General features: G+C 61.1%; 22 protein-coding genes and 1 pseudogene. 9 read left to right on the plus strand and 14 right to left on the minus strand.

Annotation, left to right across the window (positions count from 1 at the left end; translation table 11 throughout):
* Positions 1 to 6 precede the first annotated feature (6 nt).
* Positions 7 to 345: a P-II family nitrogen regulator gene (glnK, locus tag M1E04_RS23895; RefSeq protein ID WP_002555808.1), complete on the minus strand. Its 339-nt coding sequence runs from the start codon at positions 343 to 345 to the stop codon at positions 7 to 9.
* Positions 346 to 760: 415 nt separating this feature from the next.
* Here glnK and M1E04_RS23900 point away from each other — a divergent pair, with 415 nt between their 5' ends.
* Positions 761 to 1,045 (plus strand): accessory factor UbiK family protein, encoded by a 285-nt coding sequence (locus M1E04_RS23900; RefSeq protein WP_410935063.1) that lies wholly within the window; start codon positions 761 to 763, stop codon positions 1,043 to 1,045.
* 20 nt (positions 1,046 to 1,065) lie between these two features.
* Here the strand turns inward: M1E04_RS23900 and M1E04_RS23905 are convergent, their stop codons facing one another.
* Together M1E04_RS23905 and M1E04_RS23910 are read right to left on the minus strand one after the other, a co-directional pair.
* The gene (locus tag M1E04_RS23905; RefSeq protein WP_192130677.1) at positions 1,066 to 1,371 is read right to left on the minus strand and encodes a HigA family addiction module antitoxin; all 306 of its coding nucleotides are present in this window, start codon (positions 1,369 to 1,371) and stop codon (positions 1,066 to 1,068) included.
* 7 nt (positions 1,372 to 1,378) lie between these two features.
* Positions 1,379 to 1,657 (minus strand): type II toxin-antitoxin system RelE/ParE family toxin, encoded by a 279-nt coding sequence (locus M1E04_RS23910; protein ID WP_192130676.1) that lies wholly within the window; start codon positions 1,655 to 1,657, stop codon positions 1,379 to 1,381.
* A 185-nt stretch (positions 1,658 to 1,842) separates the two neighbouring features.
* Here M1E04_RS23910 and M1E04_RS23915 point away from each other — a divergent pair, with 185 nt between their 5' ends.
* The gene (locus M1E04_RS23915; protein ID WP_192130675.1) at positions 1,843 to 3,336 is read left to right on the plus strand and encodes a YifB family Mg chelatase-like AAA ATPase; all 1,494 of its coding nucleotides are present in this window, start codon (positions 1,843 to 1,845) and stop codon (positions 3,334 to 3,336) included.
* Positions 3,337 to 3,350: 14 nt separating this feature from the next.
* Positions 3,351 to 3,632 (plus strand): type II toxin-antitoxin system RelB/DinJ family antitoxin, encoded by a 282-nt coding sequence (locus M1E04_RS23920; RefSeq protein WP_192130674.1) that lies wholly within the window; start codon positions 3,351 to 3,353, stop codon positions 3,630 to 3,632.
* Between the two features lie 55 nt (positions 3,633 to 3,687).
* On the opposite strand, the gene M1E04_RS23925 is transcribed toward M1E04_RS23920, so the two are convergent.
* The 3 genes and pseudogenes from M1E04_RS23925 to M1E04_RS23935 all read right to left on the minus strand — a co-directional run bounded on the left by M1E04_RS23925 (position 3,688) and on the right by M1E04_RS23935 (position 6,804).
* Positions 3,688 to 4,548, minus strand: coding sequence for a methyl-accepting chemotaxis protein (locus M1E04_RS23925; RefSeq protein ID WP_456293234.1), 861 nt, complete (start codon positions 4,546 to 4,548; stop codon positions 3,688 to 3,690).
* Positions 4,543 to 5,664, minus strand: a pseudogene (locus tag M1E04_RS23930) (Cache 3/Cache 2 fusion domain-containing protein); the annotation flags it as partial. The pseudogene M1E04_RS23930 and the gene M1E04_RS23925, both read right to left, overlap by 6 nt.
* A 219-nt stretch (positions 5,665 to 5,883) precedes the next feature.
* Entirely contained in the window at positions 5,884 to 6,804 is a 921-nt protein-coding gene (locus M1E04_RS23935; protein WP_192130672.1) for a LysR substrate-binding domain-containing protein, read from the minus strand.
* Positions 6,805 to 6,968: 164 nt separating this feature from the next.
* On the opposite strand from M1E04_RS23935, the gene M1E04_RS23940 reads away from it, so the two are divergent.
* On the plus strand, positions 6,969 to 8,351 hold the full coding sequence (locus tag M1E04_RS23940) for a NorM family multidrug efflux MATE transporter (protein WP_065988257.1): 1,383 nt from the start codon (positions 6,969 to 6,971) through the stop codon (positions 8,349 to 8,351).
* Positions 8,352 to 8,385: 34 nt separating this feature from the next.
* Here M1E04_RS23940 and M1E04_RS23945 read toward each other — a convergent pair whose 3' ends face one another.
* Entirely contained in the window at positions 8,386 to 10,056 is a 1,671-nt protein-coding gene (locus M1E04_RS23945) for a putative bifunctional diguanylate cyclase/phosphodiesterase (RefSeq protein WP_065988256.1), read from the minus strand.
* 201 nt (positions 10,057 to 10,257) lie between these two features.
* On the opposite strand from M1E04_RS23945, the gene rep reads away from it, so the two are divergent.
* From rep to M1E04_RS23965, 4 genes are all read left to right on the plus strand, one after another.
* Complete coding sequence (gene rep, locus M1E04_RS23950; RefSeq protein WP_074892658.1) at positions 10,258 to 12,267, plus strand: DNA helicase Rep; 2,010 nt, start codon at positions 10,258 to 10,260, stop codon at positions 12,265 to 12,267.
* 39 nt (positions 12,268 to 12,306) lie between these two features.
* Entirely contained in the window at positions 12,307 to 12,876 is a 570-nt protein-coding gene (locus tag M1E04_RS23955) for a xanthine phosphoribosyltransferase (protein ID WP_065988254.1), read from the plus strand.
* Between the two features lie 43 nt (positions 12,877 to 12,919).
* Positions 12,920 to 13,804, plus strand: coding sequence for an MBL fold metallo-hydrolase (locus tag M1E04_RS23960; protein WP_192130669.1), 885 nt, complete (start codon positions 12,920 to 12,922; stop codon positions 13,802 to 13,804).
* A gap of 82 nt (positions 13,805 to 13,886) precedes the next feature.
* On the plus strand, positions 13,887 to 14,702 hold the full coding sequence (locus M1E04_RS23965; protein ID WP_065988252.1) for a sulfite exporter TauE/SafE family protein: 816 nt from the start codon (positions 13,887 to 13,889) through the stop codon (positions 14,700 to 14,702).
* A gap of 34 nt (positions 14,703 to 14,736) precedes the next feature.
* On the opposite strand, the gene M1E04_RS23970 is transcribed toward M1E04_RS23965, so the two are convergent.
* From M1E04_RS23970 to dadA, 6 genes are all read right to left on the minus strand, one after another.
* Positions 14,737 to 16,659 carry an acetyl-CoA hydrolase/transferase C-terminal domain-containing protein gene (locus M1E04_RS23970; protein WP_456292152.1) on the minus strand — a complete coding sequence of 641 codons (1,923 nt, stop codon included), beginning with the start codon at positions 16,657 to 16,659 and terminating at the stop codon, positions 14,737 to 14,739.
* Between the two features lie 106 nt (positions 16,660 to 16,765).
* Positions 16,766 to 17,029: a DUF2845 domain-containing protein gene (locus M1E04_RS23975; RefSeq protein WP_456292153.1), complete on the minus strand. Its 264-nt coding sequence runs from the start codon at positions 17,027 to 17,029 to the stop codon at positions 16,766 to 16,768.
* Positions 17,030 to 17,076: 47 nt separating this feature from the next.
* Positions 17,077 to 17,625: a cupin domain-containing protein gene (locus M1E04_RS23980; RefSeq protein WP_065988249.1), complete on the minus strand. Its 549-nt coding sequence runs from the start codon at positions 17,623 to 17,625 to the stop codon at positions 17,077 to 17,079.
* A 160-nt stretch (positions 17,626 to 17,785) separates the two neighbouring features.
* A complete protein-coding gene (gene alr, locus M1E04_RS23985; RefSeq protein WP_456292154.1) occupies positions 17,786 to 18,859 on the minus strand; it encodes an alanine racemase in 1,074 nt (357 codons plus the stop codon).
* A 44-nt stretch (positions 18,860 to 18,903) separates the two neighbouring features.
* Complete coding sequence (locus tag M1E04_RS23990) at positions 18,904 to 19,257, minus strand: RidA family protein (protein WP_065988247.1); 354 nt, start codon at positions 19,255 to 19,257, stop codon at positions 18,904 to 18,906.
* Positions 19,229 to 20,530, minus strand: coding sequence for a D-amino acid dehydrogenase (gene dadA / locus M1E04_RS23995; protein ID WP_456292155.1), 1,302 nt, complete (start codon positions 20,528 to 20,530; stop codon positions 19,229 to 19,231). The genes M1E04_RS23990 and dadA overlap by 29 nt, the downstream gene beginning before the upstream one ends.
* A 153-nt stretch (positions 20,531 to 20,683) precedes the next feature.
* On the opposite strand from dadA, the gene dadR reads away from it, so the two are divergent.
* On the plus strand, positions 20,684 to 21,172 hold the full coding sequence (dadR, locus tag M1E04_RS24000) for a transcriptional regulator DadR (RefSeq protein ID WP_065988245.1): 489 nt from the start codon (positions 20,684 to 20,686) through the stop codon (positions 21,170 to 21,172).
* Between the two features lie 34 nt (positions 21,173 to 21,206).
* Here dadR and M1E04_RS24005 read toward each other — a convergent pair whose 3' ends face one another.
* A complete protein-coding gene (locus M1E04_RS24005) occupies positions 21,207 to 21,560 on the minus strand; it encodes a YkgJ family cysteine cluster protein (protein WP_065988244.1) in 354 nt (117 codons plus the stop codon).
* Positions 21,561 to 21,667 lie beyond the last annotated feature (107 nt).

Here is a 21,667-nt window from a genome sequence, read left to right on the forward strand (position 1 = left end):
GGCGGCTTAGATTGCGTCGGTATCGGTTTCGCCGGTACGGATGCGGATGGCCTGTTCCAGATTGACCACGAAGATCTTTCCGTCACCGATCTTGCCGGTGTTGGCCGCTTTGGTTATCGCTTCGATAACGCGGTCCAGATCCTTGTCGTCGATCGCAACATCGATCTTCACCTTGGGGAGGAAGTCGACTACATACTCCGCACCGCGATACAGCTCGGTGTGGCCTTTCTGACGTCCGAAGCCTTTGACTTCAGTGACTGTGATGCCCTGCACGCCGATTTCGGACAGCGACTCGCGTACGTCGTCCAGCTTGAACGGCTTGATGATGGCAGTGACTAGCTTCATGAAACTTTCTCCCGAATTGGTGGACTTGCCCCAGGAAAACAAACCCGACTCAAGTCTAAGCGCAGTGTCTGGCTTTGTAACGCGTCGTGTCCGCAAGAGACCTGACCAGCTCCAGAAAACCGCTTCTGACGAAACATTCCCCGCTCCGCCTGCCGCACTGCATTCGTCACAGCGACTGCATCAGTGCATGGGTTACAAGCCACTAAGCAGAAAGCTTGCCATCTCATCGATCGTCTTGAATTTCGGCCCTTCCACCGTTAATTCAGGCTTTAGGGTAGTCGTCGATTGCCATCACCGCACAACAACGGTGCGCACGTGCCCGAGGCGATGCGCGAAAAGCGTGCAGCGCATCCTTTGCCTCAAGGGGCCAAAAGCTGCGTGCTACACTCGCGCCATCTGATTCTGGAATTTCATCATGCTCGCCCCCAAAGCTTTTCTCGACGCCCTGAGCGGCCACGCTTCCCGCCTGTTCAACGGCGAAACCCCGGTTCCACGCAGCGAATTCGAAACCCAGTTCAAGGCGCTGCTGCAGAGCGGCTTCAGCAAGCTGGACCTGGTCAGCCGGGAAGAATTCGACAGCCAGATGATCGTCCTCGCCCGCACCCGCGCCCGACTTGAGGCACTGGAAGCGAAGATGGCGGAGATGGAAGCGCAGTTGGCGCCGCAGCCGAAAGCATCAGAGGCTGAGCCGCAGGGTTGAGCTTCAGAACCTGAATGTGCTCAGGCGCAGTGCGCAATGCGCTGAACCTGAGCCTTGATGGCCTGCCCTCGCTCGATCTCTGCTTTGCGCAGGTCGTAGGTGAGCTGCAAGTTCAGCCAGAACTCCGGGGTGGTCTCAAAACACGCCGCCAGCCGTAGCGCCATGTCGGCGCTGACGCCCCTGCGCTGCAGGACGATATCGTTGACGGTGGGTGTCGAGACGCTCAGCGCCCGAGCCAGCGCTGCTGAGGCAAGGCCCAAGGGTTCGAGGAACTCTTCTTTGAGAACTTCACCGGGATGTACAGGTCGCATTCCGTTTTTGGTCATAGTTGCCTCAGTGGTAATCGACAATTTCAACATTCTCTGGACCATTAGCGCCCCAGACGAAGCAAATCCGCCACTGGCCGTTGATACGAATGCTGTGCTGCCCGCAGCGATTCCCGATGAGCGCTTCTAGGCGATTGCCCGGTGGAGATTTTAGGTCCACCAAGGAAGAAGCGGCATCCAGCATCGTCAGCTTGCGCTCTACGACCGAAAGAATTGACGACCACACTCGACTTTTGCCTTGTCGAAAAAGGGATTCAGTGTCCTTACATTTGAAGCTTGCAATCATCGCGAACGCTTAACGTTATTCGTTAAGGCGCGAGTCTAGATTCACATTGCCAATAAAGCAACACGCACTTCGACAGCACTGAGACGATTAAGACACAGCCCGTAAAACATGCCCTCGCCCACCCGCCGGGCTAATGACTATCCTTCAGCTCGCCGCAGGAAGCGGTGCTGCCTTCAAGGAAAGACATGTCCCTAGCGATTGTTCTGAGCCGGGCCCAAGTTGGCGTTGAAGCGCCCGCCGTGACCGTTGAAACCCATCTCGCCAACGGGCTGCCCAGCCTGACGCTGGTGGGTCTGCCAGAGGGCGCGGTCAAGGAGAGCAAGGATCGGGTGCGCAGTGCGATCCTCAACTGTCGGCTGGAATTCCCTGCGCGGCGCATCACCTTGAATCTGGCGCCTGCCGATTTGCCCAAGGACGGCGGACGCTTCGATCTTGCCATCGCCCTCGGCTTGCTCGCCGCCAGCGCGCAGGTGCCGACCCTTGCGCTGGAGGGCATTGAGTGTCTGGGGGAGCTGGCGTTGTCGGGGGCGATTCGGCCCGTCCAAGGCGTGCTCCCGGCGGCGCTTGCTGCGCGGGAAGCCGGACACACGCTGATTGTGCCTGCGGTGAATGCCGAGGAGGCGTGCCTGGCGTCAGGCCTGAAGGTGATCGCGGTCAGTCATCTGCTGGAGCTGGTGTCGCACCTGAATGGACACACGGTTATCTCGCCCTATAAATCCAATGGCCTGATCCTGCAGACGCAGCCTTATCCCGACTTGAGTGAGGTGCAAGGCCAGATCGCTGCCAAACGCGCGTTGCTGGTGGCCGCGGCTGGCGCGCATAACCTGCTTTTCAGCGGCCCTCCCGGCACCGGTAAAACGCTGCTCGCGAGCCGTTTGCCCGGGCTATTGCCGCCGCTGGATGAGCTCGAAGCGTTGGAAGTGGCGGCGATTCAATCGGTCGCCAGTCACGCGCCGCTGACCAGTTGGCCCCAGCGCCCCTTCCGCCAGCCTCATCACTCGGCGTCGGGTCCTGCGCTGGTCGGCGGTGGCAGTCGCCCGCAACCTGGCGAAATCACCCTCGCGCACCACGGCGTGCTGTTTCTGGACGAGCTTCCGGAATTTGATCGGCGTGTGCTGGAGGTGCTTCGCGAACCGCTCGAATCGGGCCACATCGTGATTTCCCGCGCGCGGGATCGGGTGCGCTTTCCGGCGCGCTTTCAGCTGGTGGCGGCGATGAACCCCTGCCCGTGCGGTTATCACGGCGAGCCGACCGGGCGCTGTCGCTGCTCAACTGATCAGATTCAGCGTTACCGCAACAAGCTGTCCGGGCCGCTGCTCGACCGGATTGACCTGCATCTGACGGTCGCCCGTGAAACCACGTCTTTAGCGGCAACGCCCGATTGCAAGGGTGAAAGCGCCAGCGCAGCGGAGGTGGTATCCGAAGCCCGACAGCGCCAACAACGACGCCAGGGCTGCGCCAATGCATTCCTTGATCTGCCCGCACTGCGTCAGCACTGCGCGCTGTTGCCGGAAGACGAAGCCTGGCTCGAGAATGCTTGTGAACGTCTGAACCTCTCTCTGCGCGCTGCACACCGATTGCTGAAAGTGGCGCGCACGCTGGCCGATCTGGAGAAGGTGGACGCAATCGCCCGATGCCACATTGCTGAGGCTTTGCAGTATCGGCCTTCGTCGAACTAAAGATCTTCACTTCAATGCTGCATGTGAGGATTGATCCGGCACTTAAAAACCAGGCATCGGAGACCTTGGCCAACTTTGGCCTCACCATTTCCGATGCAGTGCGTATTTTGCTCACTCGAGTAGTCCGCGAAGGCGGTCTACCCGCTGGCCTCGGCGCACACCCGGACGCTTACGATCAGTGGTTCAGGGCCAAGGTGCGTGAAGCCATGGACGACTCGGGGCCGACGCACTCGCATGAGGACGTGATGGCTGCCGCTACCGAATTACTCCAAAGGAAGCGCGGTGCTGACAATTGAATGGAGCAAGTATGCCAAGGCGGGTTTGCTCAAGCGCCTAGGCAGCTCTCCCGCCTCACCGAAACCGATCCACTTCTTTCTGCAAGTCAGACGCGACCGCGTTCAGCTCTTGAGCGGTGATCGCGAGGTTCGACACGACTTCGCGTTGCTCGCTGTTCGCCAGGGCGATGCTTTGCAGGTTGGCGCTGAGCAGCGTTGCGGTGTTGCTCTGCTCCTGGGTCGCCGTGGTGATGGACGTGAATTGCTCACCGGCCGAGCGGCTTTGTTCGTCGATCTGGGCCAGCGCTGCTGCGACTTTGGCGTTGCGCGCGAGACCTTCCTGCATCAGCGCGTTGCCTTGCTGCATAGTGCTGATGGCATTGCTGGTCTCTTGCTGGATGCTGCTGATCATTCCGGAGATTTCATCGGTGGCCTGGCGCGTACGTGATGCCAGGCTGCGAACTTCATCCGCCACTACCGCAAAACCCCGGCCTTGCTCGCCGGCGCGTGCGGCTTCGATCGCGGCGTTGAGGGCCAGAAGGTTGGTCTGCTCGGCGATCGAGGTGATGACGCTGACAATCCCGCCGATCTCTTGCGAGCGCTGGCCCAAGGTATCGATCACCGTCGCGGTGCTGCTCAGCGAGCCTGCAATTTGCTCCAGCGAGGCCGATGCTTCCTCCATGGACGTACGACCGATGCGCGTCTGCTGGGCATTGCCCTGGGCCATGCGTTCGGTGGTGCCCATGTTGTCGGCGATGGTCAGGGCCGTGGCGCTGAACTCCTCCACTGCACCGGCCATGCTGGTGATTTCGCCGGATTGCTGTTCCATTCCGTCATAAGCGCCGCCCGACAAGCCGGACAGTGCGTTGGCGCGGGTGCTGACTTCCTGCGCGGCCGTGCGAATGTGGGACACCATGGTTTCCAGCGCCTGGCCCATCGTGTTGAAGCTGCCTGCCAACTGACCAATTTCGTCATGGCTGGAAATGTTCAGACGTGCACTCAGATCACCTGCGCCGAGGGCTTCTGCCTGACTGACCAGCGCCGACAGCGGCCGTAGCTTGCTGCGCAACAGCCAGATCGCGGCGCCGACAGCGATCAACATCGCCAGAAGGCTGCCAATTGCCAATTGCGTGCCGACGCTCCAGGTCACTGCGCTGATTTCATCCTTGGGCATCGTCGCCAGAACCGTCCACGGGCCGCCGGCAAACTTCTCGCCGACGGTGTAGAAATCTTCACCGGCGTCCTGCCAGAAACGCCCAACGCTCGGCGTCTTGGCGAACTCGGCCAGCGTGGTGCTTGCCTGATCCAGGTCCTTCACGCCCGCAGGCGGCACCAGCCATTTGTTCTGCTCATCAAGCAACGCCAGCGAACCGGTGGAACCGATGCGGAAGTTTTTCAGGTTGTCGAACTGCGCCTTCTGCGCGTCGGTGTAATCGAAGCCGACGAACAACACGGCGATGACCTTTCCGCTGGCGTCACGCACCGGGCTGTACTGCGTCATGTACAAACGGTCGAACAACAGCGCGCGACCGACGTATCCCTGCCCGGCCAGCAGCTTTTCGTAGGCCGGATGCTTGTGATCCAGCGAGGTGCCGAGGGCGCGCGAGCCGTCCTGCTTGCTCAGGGACGTGCTGACGCGCACGAAGTCGTCGCCGCTGCGAACGAAGACCGTCGCCACGCCGGCCGTCATGTTTTTGAAGTCGTCGACTTCAGTGAAGTCGTTGTTCAGCGCGTTGCCGTTGAGCAGTAATGCAGGGGTCTGCACGCCCGCGACCGCAATCTGCTGATCACCCTGCAGGCTCAGGCCGGCCGAAAAACGCTTCTCGAACAGACCGCTCAGACGCAGGGTGCTGTCGCGCAACGTGCTGTGGAAGGTGTTCAACTGGTCGGCGAGCAACCGGGCTTCGCTGCTCATGTGCTCCTCACGGATGACCAGATTTGCCGAGTCCAGTGAGCGCAGGGCAAACAGCGTGCTGCCGCTGATGACGACGGCCAGAATAACGGCCAGGGCAATGCCGAGTTGCGAGGCAATTCGGGCGCGAGGCTGAGGCATGGGTGCTCCTTGCCGAACGACTGGGCCGTCCTGGATCTCAGGAACACCATTCGGACGAATTCTAATAGAGGGAATCGATGAGCCGATTGAGGTGAACCGGCTCTGCAATACACCTTCGGCGGACAAACGAAATACTTGAGTCCTACATCGTTTCAGGACGGAATTAATCCCCTCTTTGGCTGTCCTGCGTCCGCTTTCGATGGCCGAGCGCTTTACGGCTCACTCCAGAATCGTCACGTCCGGCAATTCCATCGCCTGCACCTCGCCCTGCAAAAAGTCACTCAACCGCCGCATACGCTCGCCGCCCGGCCGAGTCTTTGGCCAGACAAGGTAGTAGTTTTCCCCGCTGACCACCGCTGTGCGCCAAGGCAGGCTCAGTCGGCCCTGGGCGACATCCTCCGCCACCATCAGCAGATCGCCCATGGAAACGCCGTAACCCCGGGCCGCCGCAATCATGCCCAGCTCCAGCGTGTCGAAGACCTGCCCTCCCTTGAGCGAGACCCGGTCAGACAAATCCATGTGCTCCAGCCATCGGCGCCAGTCGCGACGGTCGGGCGTGGGATGCAACAGTTCGGCGCCAGCCAGTCGCTCGGCATCCCAAGGCTCATCATCCAGCAGCGTCGGCGCGCCCACGGGAATCAGCAGCTCAGGGAACAGGTAGGTCGCCTCCCACTCCGGCGGGAAGTGCCCATGGCTGAGCAACACCGCGCAATCGAATGGCTCCTGAGTGAAGTCGACGCTGTCGATGTCCATCCAGGCGCTGGTCAGCTGGACTTCGTTGCCCACCTGCAGATGGCGAAAACGACTCAGCCGCGCCAGCAACCAGCGCATGGTCAGGGTCGATGGAGCCTTCATGCGCAAGATGCCCTCCTCCGCCATCAACGCGCTGCAGGCTCGCTCCAAGGCCAAAAAACCTTCCCGTACGCCCGGCAGCAACTCACGCGCGGCCTCGGTAAGCTGCAGATTGCGACCGTTGCGGCGAAACAGACGGCAGGCGAAATGCTCTTCGAGCGTGCGGATATGCCGACTGACCGCGCTTTGGGTGATCGACAGCTCTTCAGCGGCACGCGTGAACGAACTGTGTCGCGCAGCGGCTTCAAACGCGCGCAGGGCATACAGTGGCGGAAGGGTGCGTGACATCGACGGGTATCCCTCAGGCAGTCGGGCAGGTGAGATCACTCTACTAAAGAAATATCAGGATGAGTTTTACTCATGCGAGAGATCGCATTTATCCCTTTGTGCATCCCCGCCTGAATCCCCACAATGACCGGCCTGCCAACACCAGTAACCCGAGCGCAAAGACCATGCACCAGCACGCCTTCAAAGAACTGTGGATCATCCTGCGTCTGGCCGGGCCGCTGATTGCTTCGCAGATGGCGCACATGCTGATGGTGTTCACCGACACCGTAATGATGGGCAAACTGGGCCCGGAATCCCTGGCCGGTGGCGGGCTGGGTGCGGCGAGCTATAACTTCGTGTCGTTCTTCTGCGTGGGTGTCATGGCCGCGGTCGGCACGTTGGTTGCCATCCGCAAGGGCGCGAACGATCACGCAGGCGTCACCCGCTTGACCCAGGCCGGTTTGTGGCTGGCATGGGGCATGGCGCTGATTGCCGCGCTGATCCTGTGGAACCTCGAGCCGATTCTGCTGCAGTTTGGTCAAGATGAAGCCAACGTGCACATGGCCAGTGAATTCCTGATCACGCTGCCATTGGCGCTGCCCGGCCTTCTGAGCTTCATGGCCCTGCGCGGATTCACCAGTGCGCTGGGGCGCGCCACACCCGTGATGGTGATCAGCCTGGTGGGCGTGGCGCTCAACTTCGGGCTCAATTACGCCTTTATACACGGACTGTTCGGCCTGCCGCACTGGGGCCTGATGGGCATTGGCCTGGTCACGGCCATTGTCACCAACGCCATGGCCCTGGCCCTCGCACTTCACATTCGTTATCACAGCGCCTACGCGGCGTACCCCCTTCACAAAGAACTGATGAAACTCTCGCGCAGCTGCCTGAAAGAGCTGTGGCGCCTGGGCCTGCCCATTGGCGGCACGTACGCGGTGGAAGTCGGGCTGTTCACCTTTGCGGCGTTCTGCATGGGGGCCATGGGCAGCACACAGATGGCCGCGCACCAGATCGCCCTTCAATCGGTGTCGATGGCGTTCATGGTTCCAGTCGGGATTTCCTATGCGGTGACCATGCGCATCGGCTTGCACTACGGGGCGGGAAATCTGCTGCTGGCGCGCACTGCCGGACGCATGGGGATTGGTTTTGGCGGGCTGCTGATGCTGTCGTTCGGCATTCTGTTCTGGGTCGCGCCCCACGCCGTCATCGGGTTGTTCGTGGACGTCAACGATCCGAAATACCAGGGAGTGGTCGAGCTGGCGGTGAAGTTGCTGGCCATCGCCGCCTGGTTCGAGATTCTCGACGGCACGCAGACCATTGCCATGGGTGCCATTCGAGGTTTCAAGGACGCAAAAACCACGTTCCTGATCGGGCTGGCGAGCTACTGGGTGGTCGGCGCGCCGTTAGCGTGGGGCCTTGGGTTTTTGGCGAACCAGGGCGCGGTGGGCGTGTGGTGGGGACTGGCGATCGGCCTGCTCTGCTCAGCGGTCGCACTGACCTGGGCATTCGAGCGCAAGACGGCGCGGCTGCTGCGCAAAGAGGCGACGGGCGTTGTGGTGATGGGGTAGGCGAACTCAGACCTGTAGGGCCGTGCGTGGCTCCTCAAGTCCCCTGCAGTCCCTTTCTCTGCACCTGATGCATCGCCAGATACTCCGTCAGCTCTGGCAACGCAAGCGGGTGGCTGATGAGAAACCCTTGGACCTGATCGCAGTTGAAGCTGCGCAGCAAGGCCAGTTGCTCAGGGGTTTCAACACCTTCGGCCACCACTTCGAGGCTGAGGTTGTGGGCCAGGTTGATCATGGCGTGGACCAGCTTGCGGTTTTCCTCGCGCTGCTCCATTTCACCGACAAAGCTCTTGTCGATCTTCAGCAGCGTGATCGGCAGGCTATTGAGGTGCACGAAGGATGAAAACCCGGTGCCGAAATCGTCCAGCGAGAAGCGCACCCCCAGGCGACCCAGCGCGTCCATGGTCTGCCTGACCAGGTCACTGCGGCGCATGACGGCCGTTTCGGTCAGTTCAAATTCCAGCCATTGCGCGTCAATGCCGCGATCGGCAATCAATCGGCTGAGCGTTGCGAGCAACTGGTTGTCCTGGAATTGACGGAATGAAAGGTTGATCGCCATGTGCAGCGGCGGTACGCCTTTCTCGCGCAACGCCTGCATGTCTCGGAGCGCACGGGCGATGACCCAGTATCCCAGCGGCACGATCAGCCCGCTCTGCTCGGCCAATGGCACGAATTCACTCGGCGGCAACAGCCCACGTTCAGCGTGGCGCCAGCGCACCAGTGCCTCAAGCCCCAGAATGTGCCCGGTGTTCAGGCACAGGCGCGGTTGGTAATGCAGCTCCAGCTCGTCGCGACGCAAGGCGCGGCGCAGCTCGCTTTCCAGGTCGGCGAGGCTTCGGGCATTGCGGTTGATGCGTTCGTTGAAGACGTGAAACGTGCAGCCCTGCGTGCCTTTGGCCTGCTGCATGGCGATATGCGCATGCCACATCAAGGGATCGGCGCCGCCATTGATGCGCGCATAGGCGATGCCCAGGCTGCACCCGATCAACAGGCTTTCGCCATCGACCCAATACGGTTCGGACAAGGCTTCGGTGATGCGCTCGGCAATGGACTCCGCCCGCTCAGGGGCACGTCGAGTGTCGATCAGAAGGGCGAATTCATCGCTGCCCAGTCGTGCCAGTTGATCGCACGCTTCCAGTTGGCCTTTCAGCCGCGCCACGACTTGCAGGATCAGTCGATCGCCTGCCTGATGACCCAACGCGTCATTGGCGCGGCGGAAGTTGTCCAGGTCCAGATGCCCAAGGGCCAGGCCTCGACCGTCGAACTCGGCCAGCCGGGCGGCCAACAGGGTCTGAAAGCCCTGGCGGTTGGCGATTCCGGTGAGAGGGTCTTGCTCGGCGAGGCGATTGAGCGTGGTTTCCAGCACGCCCCGTTCGCGCACATGACGCAGACAACGGCGCAAAGCCTGCGGAGTGAGCGCATCGCGCACCAGCCAGTCACTGACGCCGACGGGCTCTTCGTCCGGCTCCGTGTCAAAAAGCAATACGGTGGGCCAGTTGCATTGGCCGGCGGCGGGCTGAAGGGCTTCAGTGGTGAAAAGGATTCCAGGGGCTGCGAGGTCTGTTTGATCGCCAACGGCGTCCCAGCTCGACGCGCAGTCCAGGACGGCGGCGTCTACGAGCGGCGCCAGGCACTCGCGCAACGATGCCGGCCATTCGGGCGTGTCCGCCAGAAGCAGCAAGCGCAAGGGTTCGACAGGCGTAGACAAGCTAACTCCCCACACAAACGTAAAGACCTTGGCGCACCCCCGAATGAGGGTCGTCAAACGCGATAATCATCCGCAGTAGGCAAATGTAACAAAACGGCGAAATATAGATAGCGCGGCGCATCACAGTGTCGGACGGTGGCTGCGAAATCCGCTGACCCTGTTAAAATGCCCGCCCTTTTCAAAGCGACCCCACTTTTCCCCATGTCCCGACTCAATCCCCGGCAACAGGAAGCCGTGAACTACGTCGGCGGCCCTCTTTTGGTGCTCGCCGGCGCTGGCTCCGGCAAGACCAGCGTGATCACACGCAAGATTGCCCACCTCATCCAGAACTGCGGCATCCGTGCCCAGTACATCGTCGCCATGACCTTTACCAACAAGGCGGCGCGGGAGATGAAGGAGCGCGTCGGGACCCTTCTGCGCAGCGGCGAAGGGCGCGGCCTGACCGTTTCGACGTTTCACAACCTGGGCCTGAACATCATCCGCAAGGAACACGCCCGTCTGGGGTACAAGCCCGGGTTCTCGATCTTCGACGAGACCGACGTCAAGGCGCTGATGACGGACATCATGCAGAAGGAATACTCGGGCGACGACGGCGTCGACGAGATCAAGAACATGATCGGCGCCTGGAAAAACGAACTGATTCTGCCGCCCGAAGCCCTCGCCAATTCGCGCAACCCCAAGGAACAGACCGCCGCCATCGTCTACAGCCACTACCAGCGCACGCTCAAGGCGTACAACGCGGTGGATTTCGACGACCTGATTCTGCTGCCGGTGAAGCTGTTCGAAGAGCACGCCGACATTCTGGAAAAGTGGCAGCACAAGGTGCGCTACCTCCTCGTCGACGAATACCAAGACACCAACGCCAGCCAGTACCTGCTGGTGAAGATGCTCATCGGCACGCGCTGCCAGTTCACCGTGGTGGGTGACGACGACCAGTCGATCTACGCCTGGCGCGGCGCGCGGCCGGAAAACCTTATGCTGCTCAAGGACGATTACCCGTCGTTGAAAGTGGTAATGCTGGAGCAAAACTACCGCTCTACCAGCCGTATTCTGCGCTGCGCCAACGTGCTGATCGCCAACAACCCCCACGCGTTCGAGAAACAGCTCTGGAGCGAGATGGGCCACGGCGATGAAATCCGTGTGATTCGTTGCAAGAACGAAGACGCCGAAGCCGAGCGCGTGGCCATCGAAATTCTCAGCCTGCACCTGCGCACCGACCGGCCGTACAGCGACTTCGCGATCCTCTATCGCGGTAACTATCAGGCCAAGCTGATCGAGCTGAAGCTGCAGCACCATCAGATTCCGTATCGGCTGTCCGGGGGCAACAGCTTCTTCGGACGTCAGGAAGTGAAAGACCTGATGGCCTATTTCCGCCTGCTGGTGAACCCGGATGACGACAACGCCTTCCTGCGCGTGATCAACGTCCCGCGCCGGGAAATCGGCTCGACCACCCTTGAGAAGCTGGGCAACTATTCCACCGAGCGCAAGGTGTCGATGTATGCCGCGACCGACGAGATCGGCCTGGGCGAGCATCTGGACGCCCGCTTCACCGACCGCCTCAGACGCTTCAAACACTGGATGGACGGCGTGCGCCAGCAATGCGCGACGCAGGACCCGATTGCCGCTTTGCGCAGCATGGTCATGGACATTGATTACGAAAACTGGATTCGTCAGAACAGCTCCAGCGACAAGGCCGCCGACTACCGCATGGGCAACGTGTGGTTCCTGATCGAGGCGCTGAAAAACACGCTGGAGAAGGACGAAGAAGGCGGCATGACCATCGAGGAGGCCATCGGCAAGCTGGTCCTGCGCGACATGCTCGAACGTCAGCAGGAAGAGGAAGACGGCGCCGAAGGCGTGCAGATGATGACCCTGCACGCCTCCAAGGGTCTGGAATTTCCGTACGTGTTCATCATGGGCATGGAAGAGGAAATCCTCCCGCACCGCTCCAGCATCGAAGCCGACACCATCGAAGAAGAGCGCCGTCTGGCCTACGTGGGCATCACCCGCGCGCGGCAGACGCTGGCGTTCACCTTTGCGGCCAAGCGCAAGCAGTACGGCGAAATCATCGATTGCCTCCCGAGCCGGTTCCTCGACGAACTGCCGCCGGACGATCTCGCCTGGGAAGGCAACGATGACACGCCCGTCGAAGTCAAAGCCGTACGCGGCAACACAGCCTTGGCGGACATACGCGCCATGCTGAAAAGATAACGTTTATTTCGCGCACATTGCGCTCTGAGGACCACCCACGTGGAAGCACTGCACAAGAAAATTCGCGACGAAGGCATCGTGCTTTCCGACCAGGTATTGAAGGTCGACGCGTTTCTCAACCATCAGATCGACCCGGTGCTGATGCAGCAGATCGGCGACGAATTCGCCGCGCTGTTCGCCGACTCGGGCATCACCAAAATCGTCACCATCGAGGCGTCGGGCATCGCCCCTGCGGTCATGACCGGTTTGAAGATGGGCGTTCCGGTGATTTTCGCGCGCAAGCATCAGTCGCTGACCCTCACTGAAAACATGTTTTCCGCGTCGGTGTACTCGTTCACCAAGCAGACCGAAAGCACCATCGCCATTTCTACCCGTCACCTGAACAGCAGCGATCGTGTGCTGATCATCGACGACTTCCTGGCCAACGGTAAGGCGTCACAGGCGCTGATCTCGATCATCAAGCAAGCGGGCGCGACGGTCGCCGGCCTGGGTATCGTGATCGAGAAGTCGTTCCAGGGCGGCCGCGCCGAACTGGATGGCCAGGGCTATCGTGTAGAGTCACTGGCGCGCGTACAGTCGTTGAAAGATGGCGTTGTAACGTTCGTTTGATAGCTGCTTCAGCATTCCTGTACCAGCAATAAAGGAGAGCATCATGATCATTGGCGAAAAACTGAGCGTAGAGGCGTTCTTCGATCCGCAGACCTCGACCATCAGTTACCTGGTCATTGACCGCTCTACGCTTCAGGCCGCGCTGATCGACAGCGTGCTGGATTACGACCCTAAATCCGGGCGCACCAGCACGCAATCTGCGGACAAGCTGATCGGCAGGGTCCGCGAGCTGGGCGTGTCGGTGCAGTGGATTCTGGAAACCCACGTCCACGCCGATCACGTCTCGGCGGCGGCCTACCTGAAAGAACAGCTCGGCGGCACGGTCGCCATTGGCAGCCACATCACCCGCGTGCAGAAAGTCTTCGGCACGCTGTTCAACGCCAAAGGCGACTTCGCCCGTGATGGCAGCCAGTTCGACCGGCTGCTGGAAGATGACGCGCATTTTCAGATTGGCACGCTGCGGGCCAGAGCCATGCACACCCCTGGCCACACACCGGCGTGCATGACGTACGTGATTGAAGCTGGCAATGAAGCGGTGGCGTTTGTCGGCGATACCCTGTTCATGCCCGACTACGGCACCGCTCGTTGCGACTTCCCCGGTGCCGATGCGCGCACGCTTTATCGCTCGGTCGGCCGGATCCTCGGCCTGCCGCCGCAGACGCGTCTGTTCATGTGTCACGACTACCTGCCCAACGGCCGAGAGCTGATGTTCATGACCACCGTTGCCGAGCAACGCGCCAGCAATATCCATGTGCGTGAAGGCATCGACGAGGACGCCTTTGTGGAGATGCGCGAGAAGCGCGATGCCACCCTCGACATGCCCGTGCTGATCCTGCCTTCGGTGCAGATCAACATGCGCGGCGGCAATCTGCCGGAAGCGGAGGACAACGGCGTGCGCTACCTGAAAGTCCCGATCAATGCGGTGTAAGTGCTGCCAGGCGCGCTGATCCCGCGCGCTCACCGACTGAACACCCACCTCCGGACAGACCCACGGGACTTGCTCACTTAACATGAATGAACACGAACTGATCGGAGCCGGCCTCGGTACGATCATTGGCGCGGTGTTGGGCCTGACAGGCGCGGGTGGCGGCATCCTTGCGGTGCCGCTGCTGGTTTTCGGGCTGGGCCTGACAATGATCGAAGCTGCGCCGGTGGGCCTCCTGGCCGTCGGGCTGGCCTCGGCGGTCGGTGCAGCGCTCGGATTGCGCCAAGGCATCGTCCGTTACCGCGCCGCCATTTTCATCGCAATCATTGGCATCGCGCTGTCGCCGGTAGGCCTGTGGCTGGCGCATCAATTGCCCAATGCGCCGCTGGCGCTGGGGTTTGCACTGATTCTGTTTTATGTGTGCGGGCGGATCTACCGCAAAGCCGCTCACGAACTGCGCCACGGCAAGCCGCCGGATCGGGGCGCGTTCAGGCCCTGCGTGGTCAATCCGCTGGTGGGTCGCTTGCGCTGGACGCTGCCGTGCGCCCGGTCACTGGCGGCAACCGGCGCGCTGGCCGGCCTATTGTCAGGATTGCTCGGCGTGGGCGGCGGCTTTGTCATCGTGCCGGCCTTAACGCGCTACACCGACCTTGAGATGAAAAGCATCGTCGCCACGTCGCTGGCGGTGATCGCACTGGTGTCGACCGGCAGCGTGATCACTGCCAGCGTCAGCGGCGCGATGCACTGGTCAGTGGGCCTGCCGTTCGCCGCCGGGGCTGTCGCGGGACTGATGGCCGGCAGGCAGGTCAGCCGTTACCTCGCCGGCCCGCGGTTGCAGCAGCTGTTCGCTGTTAGCGGCTTCTTCGCCGCCGTGCTGCTGGTGATCAAAACCCTCGGCTGAACGGATGCCACAGTGAACGTGGGAAACATCAGGCCTAAGCCGTCGCCTGCAACCCCGCCAACACCAACCGCTGATACAGCTCGTCCCGCAACCCCTGTGGATGATCGAGGCCCATGCGCTGCAAGTGCTCCGGATACGCGCTCGCGTCAGGCGCTTCCAGCGTGGCCTTGCCCAGCTCGATGATTTCCGTGAGCTTGAACTTGCTCTTCAGCCAGTTCAGCGCGCGCAGCAGATCGCGCTCTTCAGCCGTGAAGTCGCTACCCAGCGGGTATTCGACGAAGAGCGAAGGGAACTGATGGCGGATGTACTTCAGCCGCTCGGGCGTGTTCTGGCTGAACAACGGATCAAGGCGGAAATCCTTCGGCAGCTTGCCGGCCTTCTGCGCCTGATCGATCAGGCCCGGCTGGAAGCGTGAGTCGCTGATATTAAGCAGTGCCTCGATCACCGCCGAATCGGTCTTGCCGCGCAGATCGGCGATGCCATATTCAGTGACGACGATGTCACGCAGATGCCTCGGGATTGTCGTGTGCGCATAGTCCCAGACGATATTGGAATTCACCTCCCCGCCCGACTCACGCCAGCTGCGCAGAATCAGCACGGAACGCGCGCCTTCCAGCGCATGGCCCTGAGCGACGAAGTTGTACTGCCCGCCGACACCGCTGACCACGCGGCCATCGGCCAACTGATCTGAAACCGCTGCGCCCAGCAACGTGACCGTGAAACAACTGTTGATGAACCGCGCATCGCGCCGCTGCAGACGCTTGAGCGTCTCGTTGCCGTAGAGCTCGTTGATGTAGCTGATCGCGGTCATGTTGATCTGCGCGATCTGCGCCGGCGTGAATTCCCGTAGCCGCTCGTAGAAACTGCGCGGGCCGAGAAAGAAGCCGCCGTGAATCAACACGCCGTCGCCATAAACCGACTCGTCCAGAACCCCGTCGTTGGCCATTTGCTGCAGCTCGATGTCGGCGTACACCTTGCGCCGGATGATTCCCGCATCCAGCAGCACCAGCAGACCGTTGACCAGCATTTCGCTGCAGCCATAAAGCCCGGTGGCGAAGGGCATCACCCCGCCTTGCGCCTCGATCAACGGCTTCCAGGTGGAGATGCCGTCCAGCTCGGCCAGGCACGCGCGGTAGGTTTCGTTATCGGCCTGGCGCGCAAGCAAGGCGGCGGTCAGGGCGTCACCCATCGAACCGATGCCGATCTGCAATGTGCCGCCGTCGCGCACCAACGTGCTCGCATACAAGCCGATGAAATGATCCTGGATACCGACCGGCATGTTCGGCGTCGAGAACAGCGTGCTGCGCTCTTCGTGCTCGATCAGCAAGTCGAAGGTGTCGGCGCTGACCTCGGCATCGCCCTGCATGTAGGGCAGGTCCGAGTGGACGTGGCCGAGCATCAGAATCCGCTCGCCCAACCCACGGCGTTTTGCCACCAAGGGCAGCAGGTCGAGGGTGATGTCGGGGTTGCAGCTCAGGCTGAGCTGATTGGGCCGTTGCGGGTCACGGGCGATCAGTTGCGCGATCAGGTTCAGGCCGTTGGCATTGATGTCCCGCGCAGCGTGGCTGTAATTGCTGCTGACGTAATCCTGCTGCGCTTCGACGCTGCCCAGCAGGCTGCCGGGTTGCATGAAGAACTGCTGCACGTGAATATTGGGCGGGAGGTTGTCCCGGCGCAGGTCGGCGAGGAAATCCAGTTCAGGGTAATCGTCGAAGACGCGCTCCAGAAAAGGCTCGAGAAACCGTCCCTGCAAACCGTCGCCGCCATCGGGACGCCCGAGGCACAGCGCGGTGTAAATAGTGAGATGCCGATCGGGCAGCGATTTGATCCGGGCATACAACGCGTTGGCAAAACGATTGGGCTTACCCAACCCCAGCGGCATACCCATATGAACATGGGCCGGCAACTCGGCCAGCACGTGATCGACAGCTTGCTCGATCGAGCAGGAATGCGGCATCCGGCCTCTCCTGATTTTGTTATTGGATAGCGCTTGGACCGGGCCTTCAGGGAATTTGCTGCATTGCGCCGCTTGCGCCCTCATAAAACGACTGCCAGTCGGCGACTCAATCCCGCTTCGTCTCGATCTCTACCAGCTTGTCCTCGATAAACCGCAGGTGTTGTTTTGCACCATTACGAGGACCGTACACCCACAAACTAACCTTCGCAAAACCGAGCCTGGGTACGCCGTTGCTTCGCAGCGCAGGCATTTGATCAACACTGCTGTCTGGCGCGCCGCACTTCTGGCGGACCAGATCGGCGGTGTCACCCAGACTGATAAGCGCCGTGCCGCAGCGCATGGTCGCGTCAGCCGCATTGGCGAACAGCAAGCCGGCCAGCCCTAGGAAGATCAGTGTTCGGTTAATCATGGCGCTGATCAGAAATTCGCCGGCGTGGCAGCGCTGATGAGCCGCGCAGGAACGTCGTAGGGGTTGCGAAAGCGATGCGGTCGGGAGCTCTCGAAGTAGTAACTGTCGCCCTCTTCCAGCACGTAGGTATCAAGACCGACCACCAGTTCAAGACGGCCCTCAACCAGAATCCCGGTCTCCTCGCCCTCGTGCACGAGCATCTCGATGCCCGTGTCGGCACCCGGCGGGTAGACCTCGGAAAGGAACGCAATGGCGCGACTCGGATGGGATTTGCCGACCAGTTTCATGGTCACGGCACCGTCCGAGATATCGATCAGTTCGCTGGCTTTATAGACCACTTGGGTCGGGTTTTCGGGTTCGAGTTCTTCGGAAAAGAACTCCACCATGGACATCGGTATGCCGCCCAGCACCTTCCGTAGCGAGCTGATCGAGGGGCTGACGCTGTTCTTCTCGATCATGGAGATGGTGCTGTTGGTCACGCCCGCTCGTTTGGCGAGTTCACGCTGGGACAGGCCTTTGAGTTTACGAATGGATTGCAGTCGTTCACCGACGTCCAATGCGGGAGTCCTCCTGATGATCAAGTTAGGTCAAGTGGTCGCCATCATGGCAACAGCGTTCAGTATTTACAACACTTGAGCCCAAGGCCGAATCAGCAAAGGGACTGGCGGCCATACCGGGCCGCGAAGGGGTGATTTGCAGGGGATCGGCGAGCGGCGATCAGGCCTCGGCATAGAGCCTTGGCACGCGCTTGAGATTGCAGAGAATCTGATAGGGAATCATGTCCGCGCTCGACGCAACATCACTGATCAGGATGTGCTTGCCCCACAGCTCGACGCGGCTGCCCACCCCTGCGCCCGGCACGTCGGTGAGGTCGACGCAAAGCATGTCCATCGACACACGCCCGAGCAACTGACTGCGATGACCGTCGACCATCACGGGGGTACCGGTGGGCGCCTGCCGCGGATAGCCGTCGGCATAGCCCATCGCGACCACACCGATGCGCATATTGCGCTCGGCGACGAATGTACCGCCGTAGCCCACTGGCTCACCGAAGGGCAGGTCACGCACGCAGATCACCCGGGACTCCAGGGTCATGACCGGCTGCAAACGATCGGCGACCGATTGCGACTGATCAAACGGCGTCGCGCCGTAGAGCATGATCCCCGGACGCACCCAGTCACTTGGCACGCTGGGCCAACCCATGACGGCGGGGGAATTGCGCAGGCTGACTTCAGCGGCCAACCCGGCACGCGCCGATTGAAAAATCGCCACTTGCTCGTCGGTACGGACGCTGTCGAGTTCGTCGGCGCGGGCGAAGTGAGTCATCAGGACAATCTTGGCGGCCTTGCCGCTGTTCAGCAGCCGTTGGTGCGCCGCCTGAAAATCCGCGGGATGGATGCCAACGCGGTGCATGCCCGAATCCATCTTCAGCCACACATTCAGCGACTTGCCGAGGGCGGTTTGTTCGATGGCATCGAGTTGCCAGAGGGAATGCACCACGCACCAGAAATCATGCTCGACGATCAGCGCCAGTTCGTCGGCCTCGAAAAAGCCTTCCAGCAGCAGAATCGGAGCGTTGATCCCGGCCTGACGAAGCTCCAGCGCTTCTTCAATGCACGCCACGGCAAAACCATCGGCTTCGGATTCCAGCGCCTGCGCAACCCGCACCGCGCCGTGACCGTAGGCATCCGCCTTGATGACAGCGAGCGCCTTGGCGCCAGCGGTGTCGCGCGCCAGCTGGTAGTTGTGGCGCAAGGCCTGAAGGTCGATAAGGGCGCGGGCTGGACGCATGGTGGGGCTTCTTGTGGGTCAATAGATGGATATAGGTGGATGAGCTACGGCAGCGCCGCAATCACCGACAGTTCAACCAGAATCTCCGGCTCGCACAGCTTGGCTTCAACCGTTGCACGCGCAGGGGCCAGGCCTTTCGGCAGCCAGGTGTCCCAGACGCTGTTCATGCCGGCAAAGTGCGCGTCGATGTCTTTCAGGTAGATCGTCACTGACAGAATGCGGGTCTTGTCGGTACCGGCCAGGTCCAGCAATCGCTCGATGTTGTGAAGCGTTTCGCGGGTCTGTTGCTCAATCCCCGCCGCCATATCGTCGGCCACTTGCCCGGCAAGGTAAACGGTGCCGTTATGGACGACCAACTGGCTCATGCGCTCATTGGTGAGCTGGCGCTGAATGGACATGTTTTGCGATCTCCCTGGAACTGCCATAACGAGAAATATCGAGGCCTTCAGCACTGATTTGTGGCGTCTTGCGAGCGATAAGGTCAGCCAGCAATCTGCCTGAACCGCAGGCCATCGTCCAACCCAATGTGCCGTGACCGGTGTTCAGGAACAGATTGCGGTACGGCGTTGCGCCGACGATCGGCGTGCCGTCCGGCGTGGTCGGGCGCAGACCAGTCCAGAAGCTGGCCTGCTGCAGGTCGCCGCCGTGAGGATAGAGGTCGTTGACGATCATCTCCAGCGTCTCGCGGCGACGGGGGTTGAGCGACAGGTCGAAGCCAGCGATCTCGGCCATGCCGCCCACACGAATACGGTTGTCGAAGCGGGTAATCGCCACCTTGTAGGTCTCGTCAAGGATGGTCGACGTCGGCGCCATCGCCGGGTTGGTGATCGGCACCGTCAGCGAGTAGCCCTTGAGCGGATAAACCGGCGCCTTGATGCCAAGGGGCTTGAGCAGTTGCGGCGAGTAGCTGCCGAGCGCCAGTACGTAGCGGTCAGCCGTTTCGAGTTTTCCGTTGATGCGCACGCCGTTGATGGTGTCGCCCGCGAAATCAATGGATTCGATGGACTGGCTGAAGCGGAACTCAACGCCCAGCTTCACACACATCTCGGCCAGACGCGTGGTGAACAGCTGGCAGTCGCCGGTCTGGTCGTTCGGAAGGCGCAGTGCGCCGCTGAGGATGTTGCTGACGCTGGCCAACGCCGGCTCGACCCGGGCGATGCCTTCACGGTCGAGCACTTCATAAGGCACGCCGGCCTGCTTGAGCACGGCGATGTCCTTGGCGGCGTTATCCAGTTGCTCCTGAGTGCGGAACAGCTGAGTCGTGCCCAGGCTGCGGCCTTCGTAGGCAATGCCGGTCTCGGCACGCAACTCATCGAGGCAGTCGCGGCTGTATTCGGAGAGGCGAACCATGCGCTCTTTGTTCACGGCGTAGCGGTTCTGGGTGCAGTTGCGCAGCATCTGCGCCATCCACAGGTACTGATCGATATCGGCTGTTGCCTTGATGGCCAGCGGCGCGTGGCGCTGCAGCAACCACTTGAGGGCCTTGAGCGGCACACCCGGCGCGGCCCATGGCGAAGCGTAGCCCGGCGAGACCTGCCCGGCGTTGGCGAAACTGGTTTCCATGGCAGCGGCCGGTTGACGGTCAACGACAGTCACCTCGAAGCCCGCACGCGCCAGGTAATACGCACTGGTGGTACCGATTACGCCACTTCCAAGGACCAGAACGCGCATGTTGATTCCCTCATCGCGGATATCCGCTGACGTTTTCAAGTTTAAGCAAGGATGTGCGCAGTATAAAAAGGCCCGAGCAGTGCTTTTGACTATATAAACGCCTATATTCGGCGTTTCTTCTCGGCAACCGACGCTTTGGCAGAGGGCTTATCGATGCGCACCCAGCACCAGTCCAAACGCGAGCTGGACAAGATCGACCGCAACATCCTGCGCATCCTGCAAAACGATGGCCGGATCTCCTTCACTGAACTGGGCGAACGGGTCGGGCTGTCTACCACGCCATGCACAGAACGGGTTCGGCGCCTGGAGCGTGAAGGCATCATCATGGGCTACAACGCCCGCCTTAATCCGCAGAACCTCAAGGCCAGCTTGTTGGTGTTTGTCGAGATCAGCCTGGACTATAAGTCTGGCGACACCTTTGAGGAATTTCGCCGCGCGGTGCTCAAACTGCCCCATGTGCTGGAATGCCATCTGGTGTCAGGGGATTTCGACTATCTGGTGAAAGCGCGGATTTCCGAGATGGCGTCGTACCGCAAGCTGCTGGGCGACATCCTGCTCAAGCTGCCCCATGTGCGGGAGTCCAAGAGCTACATCGTGATGGAAGAGGTGAAGGAGAGTTTGTGCCTGCCCATTCCGGAATAAGCATCCGTAACGGGCTCACCCCAGCTGGCTTCGGCTAAACCAGCACCTGCCGCGTCGAGGCGATGAACTCATGCACCTGCTTCTCGGCGCGGGGGTGAATCAACACATCAGGGCGGCGGCCATTGGGGCATGGCAGGGTTTTCGTGGTGCCAAACAGGCGGCAGATCAGCGGACGCTCGTCGTAGACGGTGCAGCCATTGGGTCCCAGGTGTACGCAATTCAGCTCGTTGAGGGCCGCTTCCTGCTCGGCCGGCGTCTTGCGCGGTAAACGCGACATTTCTTCGGACGACGTGGTCACCGGCCCGCAGCAATCGTGGCATCCCGGGACGCATTCGAACGACGGAATCAGCCGCCGCAGATCGCGGATTTTCTCGCTGTTGCAGGCCATCGCGGCAGTTTCTCCTGTGAAAGGTACTGATTGTGCCCCAGCGCCTCTGAGACTGACACCCGGATGATCATCCACCGGCATTTTCTTGCCCGGGCACCCTGACCCCG

The sequence above is a fragment of the Pseudomonas sp. AK106 genome, assembly GCF_053903055.1.

What these genes read in the sequence shown, in the direction of transcription:
- glnK (WP_002555808.1), bottom strand. Translation starts at nt 345, where the DNA reads ATGAAGCTAGTCACTGCCATCATCAAGCCGTTCAAGCTGGACGACGTA.
- M1E04_RS23900 (WP_410935063.1), top strand. Translation starts at nt 761, where the DNA reads ATGCTCGCCCCCAAAGCTTTTCTCGACGCCCTGAGCGGCCACGCTTCC.
- M1E04_RS23905 (WP_192130677.1), bottom strand. Translation starts at nt 1,371, where the DNA reads ATGACCAAAAACGGAATGCGACCTGTACATCCCGGTGAAGTTCTCAAA.
- M1E04_RS23910 (WP_192130676.1), bottom strand. Translation starts at nt 1,657, where the DNA reads ATGATTGCAAGCTTCAAATGTAAGGACACTGAATCCCTTTTTCGACAA.
- M1E04_RS23915 (WP_192130675.1), top strand. Translation starts at nt 1,843, where the DNA reads ATGTCCCTAGCGATTGTTCTGAGCCGGGCCCAAGTTGGCGTTGAAGCG.
- M1E04_RS23920 (WP_192130674.1), top strand. Translation starts at nt 3,351, where the DNA reads ATGCTGCATGTGAGGATTGATCCGGCACTTAAAAACCAGGCATCGGAG.
- M1E04_RS23925 (WP_456293234.1), bottom strand. Translation starts at nt 4,548, where the DNA reads ATGGGCCAGGCGCTGGAAACCATGGTGTCCCACATTCGCACGGCCGCG.
- M1E04_RS23935 (WP_192130672.1), bottom strand. Translation starts at nt 6,804, where the DNA reads ATGTCACGCACCCTTCCGCCACTGTATGCCCTGCGCGCGTTTGAAGCC.
- M1E04_RS23940 (WP_065988257.1), top strand. Translation starts at nt 6,969, where the DNA reads ATGCACCAGCACGCCTTCAAAGAACTGTGGATCATCCTGCGTCTGGCC.
- rep (WP_074892658.1), top strand. Translation starts at nt 10,258, where the DNA reads ATGTCCCGACTCAATCCCCGGCAACAGGAAGCCGTGAACTACGTCGGC.
- M1E04_RS23960 (WP_192130669.1), top strand. Translation starts at nt 12,920, where the DNA reads ATGATCATTGGCGAAAAACTGAGCGTAGAGGCGTTCTTCGATCCGCAG.
- M1E04_RS23965 (WP_065988252.1), top strand. Translation starts at nt 13,887, where the DNA reads ATGAATGAACACGAACTGATCGGAGCCGGCCTCGGTACGATCATTGGC.
- M1E04_RS23970 (WP_456292152.1), bottom strand. Translation starts at nt 16,659, where the DNA reads ATGCCGCATTCCTGCTCGATCGAGCAAGCTGTCGATCACGTGCTGGCC.
- alr (WP_456292154.1), bottom strand. Translation starts at nt 18,859, where the DNA reads ATGCGTCCAGCCCGCGCCCTTATCGACCTTCAGGCCTTGCGCCACAAC.
- M1E04_RS23990 (WP_065988247.1), bottom strand. Translation starts at nt 19,257, where the DNA reads ATGTCCATTCAGCGCCAGCTCACCAATGAGCGCATGAGCCAGTTGGTC.
- dadA (WP_456292155.1), bottom strand. Translation starts at nt 20,530, where the DNA reads ATGCGCGTTCTGGTCCTTGGAAGTGGCGTAATCGGTACCACCAGTGCG.
- dadR (WP_065988245.1), top strand. Translation starts at nt 20,684, where the DNA reads ATGCGCACCCAGCACCAGTCCAAACGCGAGCTGGACAAGATCGACCGC.
- M1E04_RS24005 (WP_065988244.1), bottom strand. Translation starts at nt 21,560, where the DNA reads ATGGCCTGCAACAGCGAGAAAATCCGCGATCTGCGGCGGCTGATTCCG.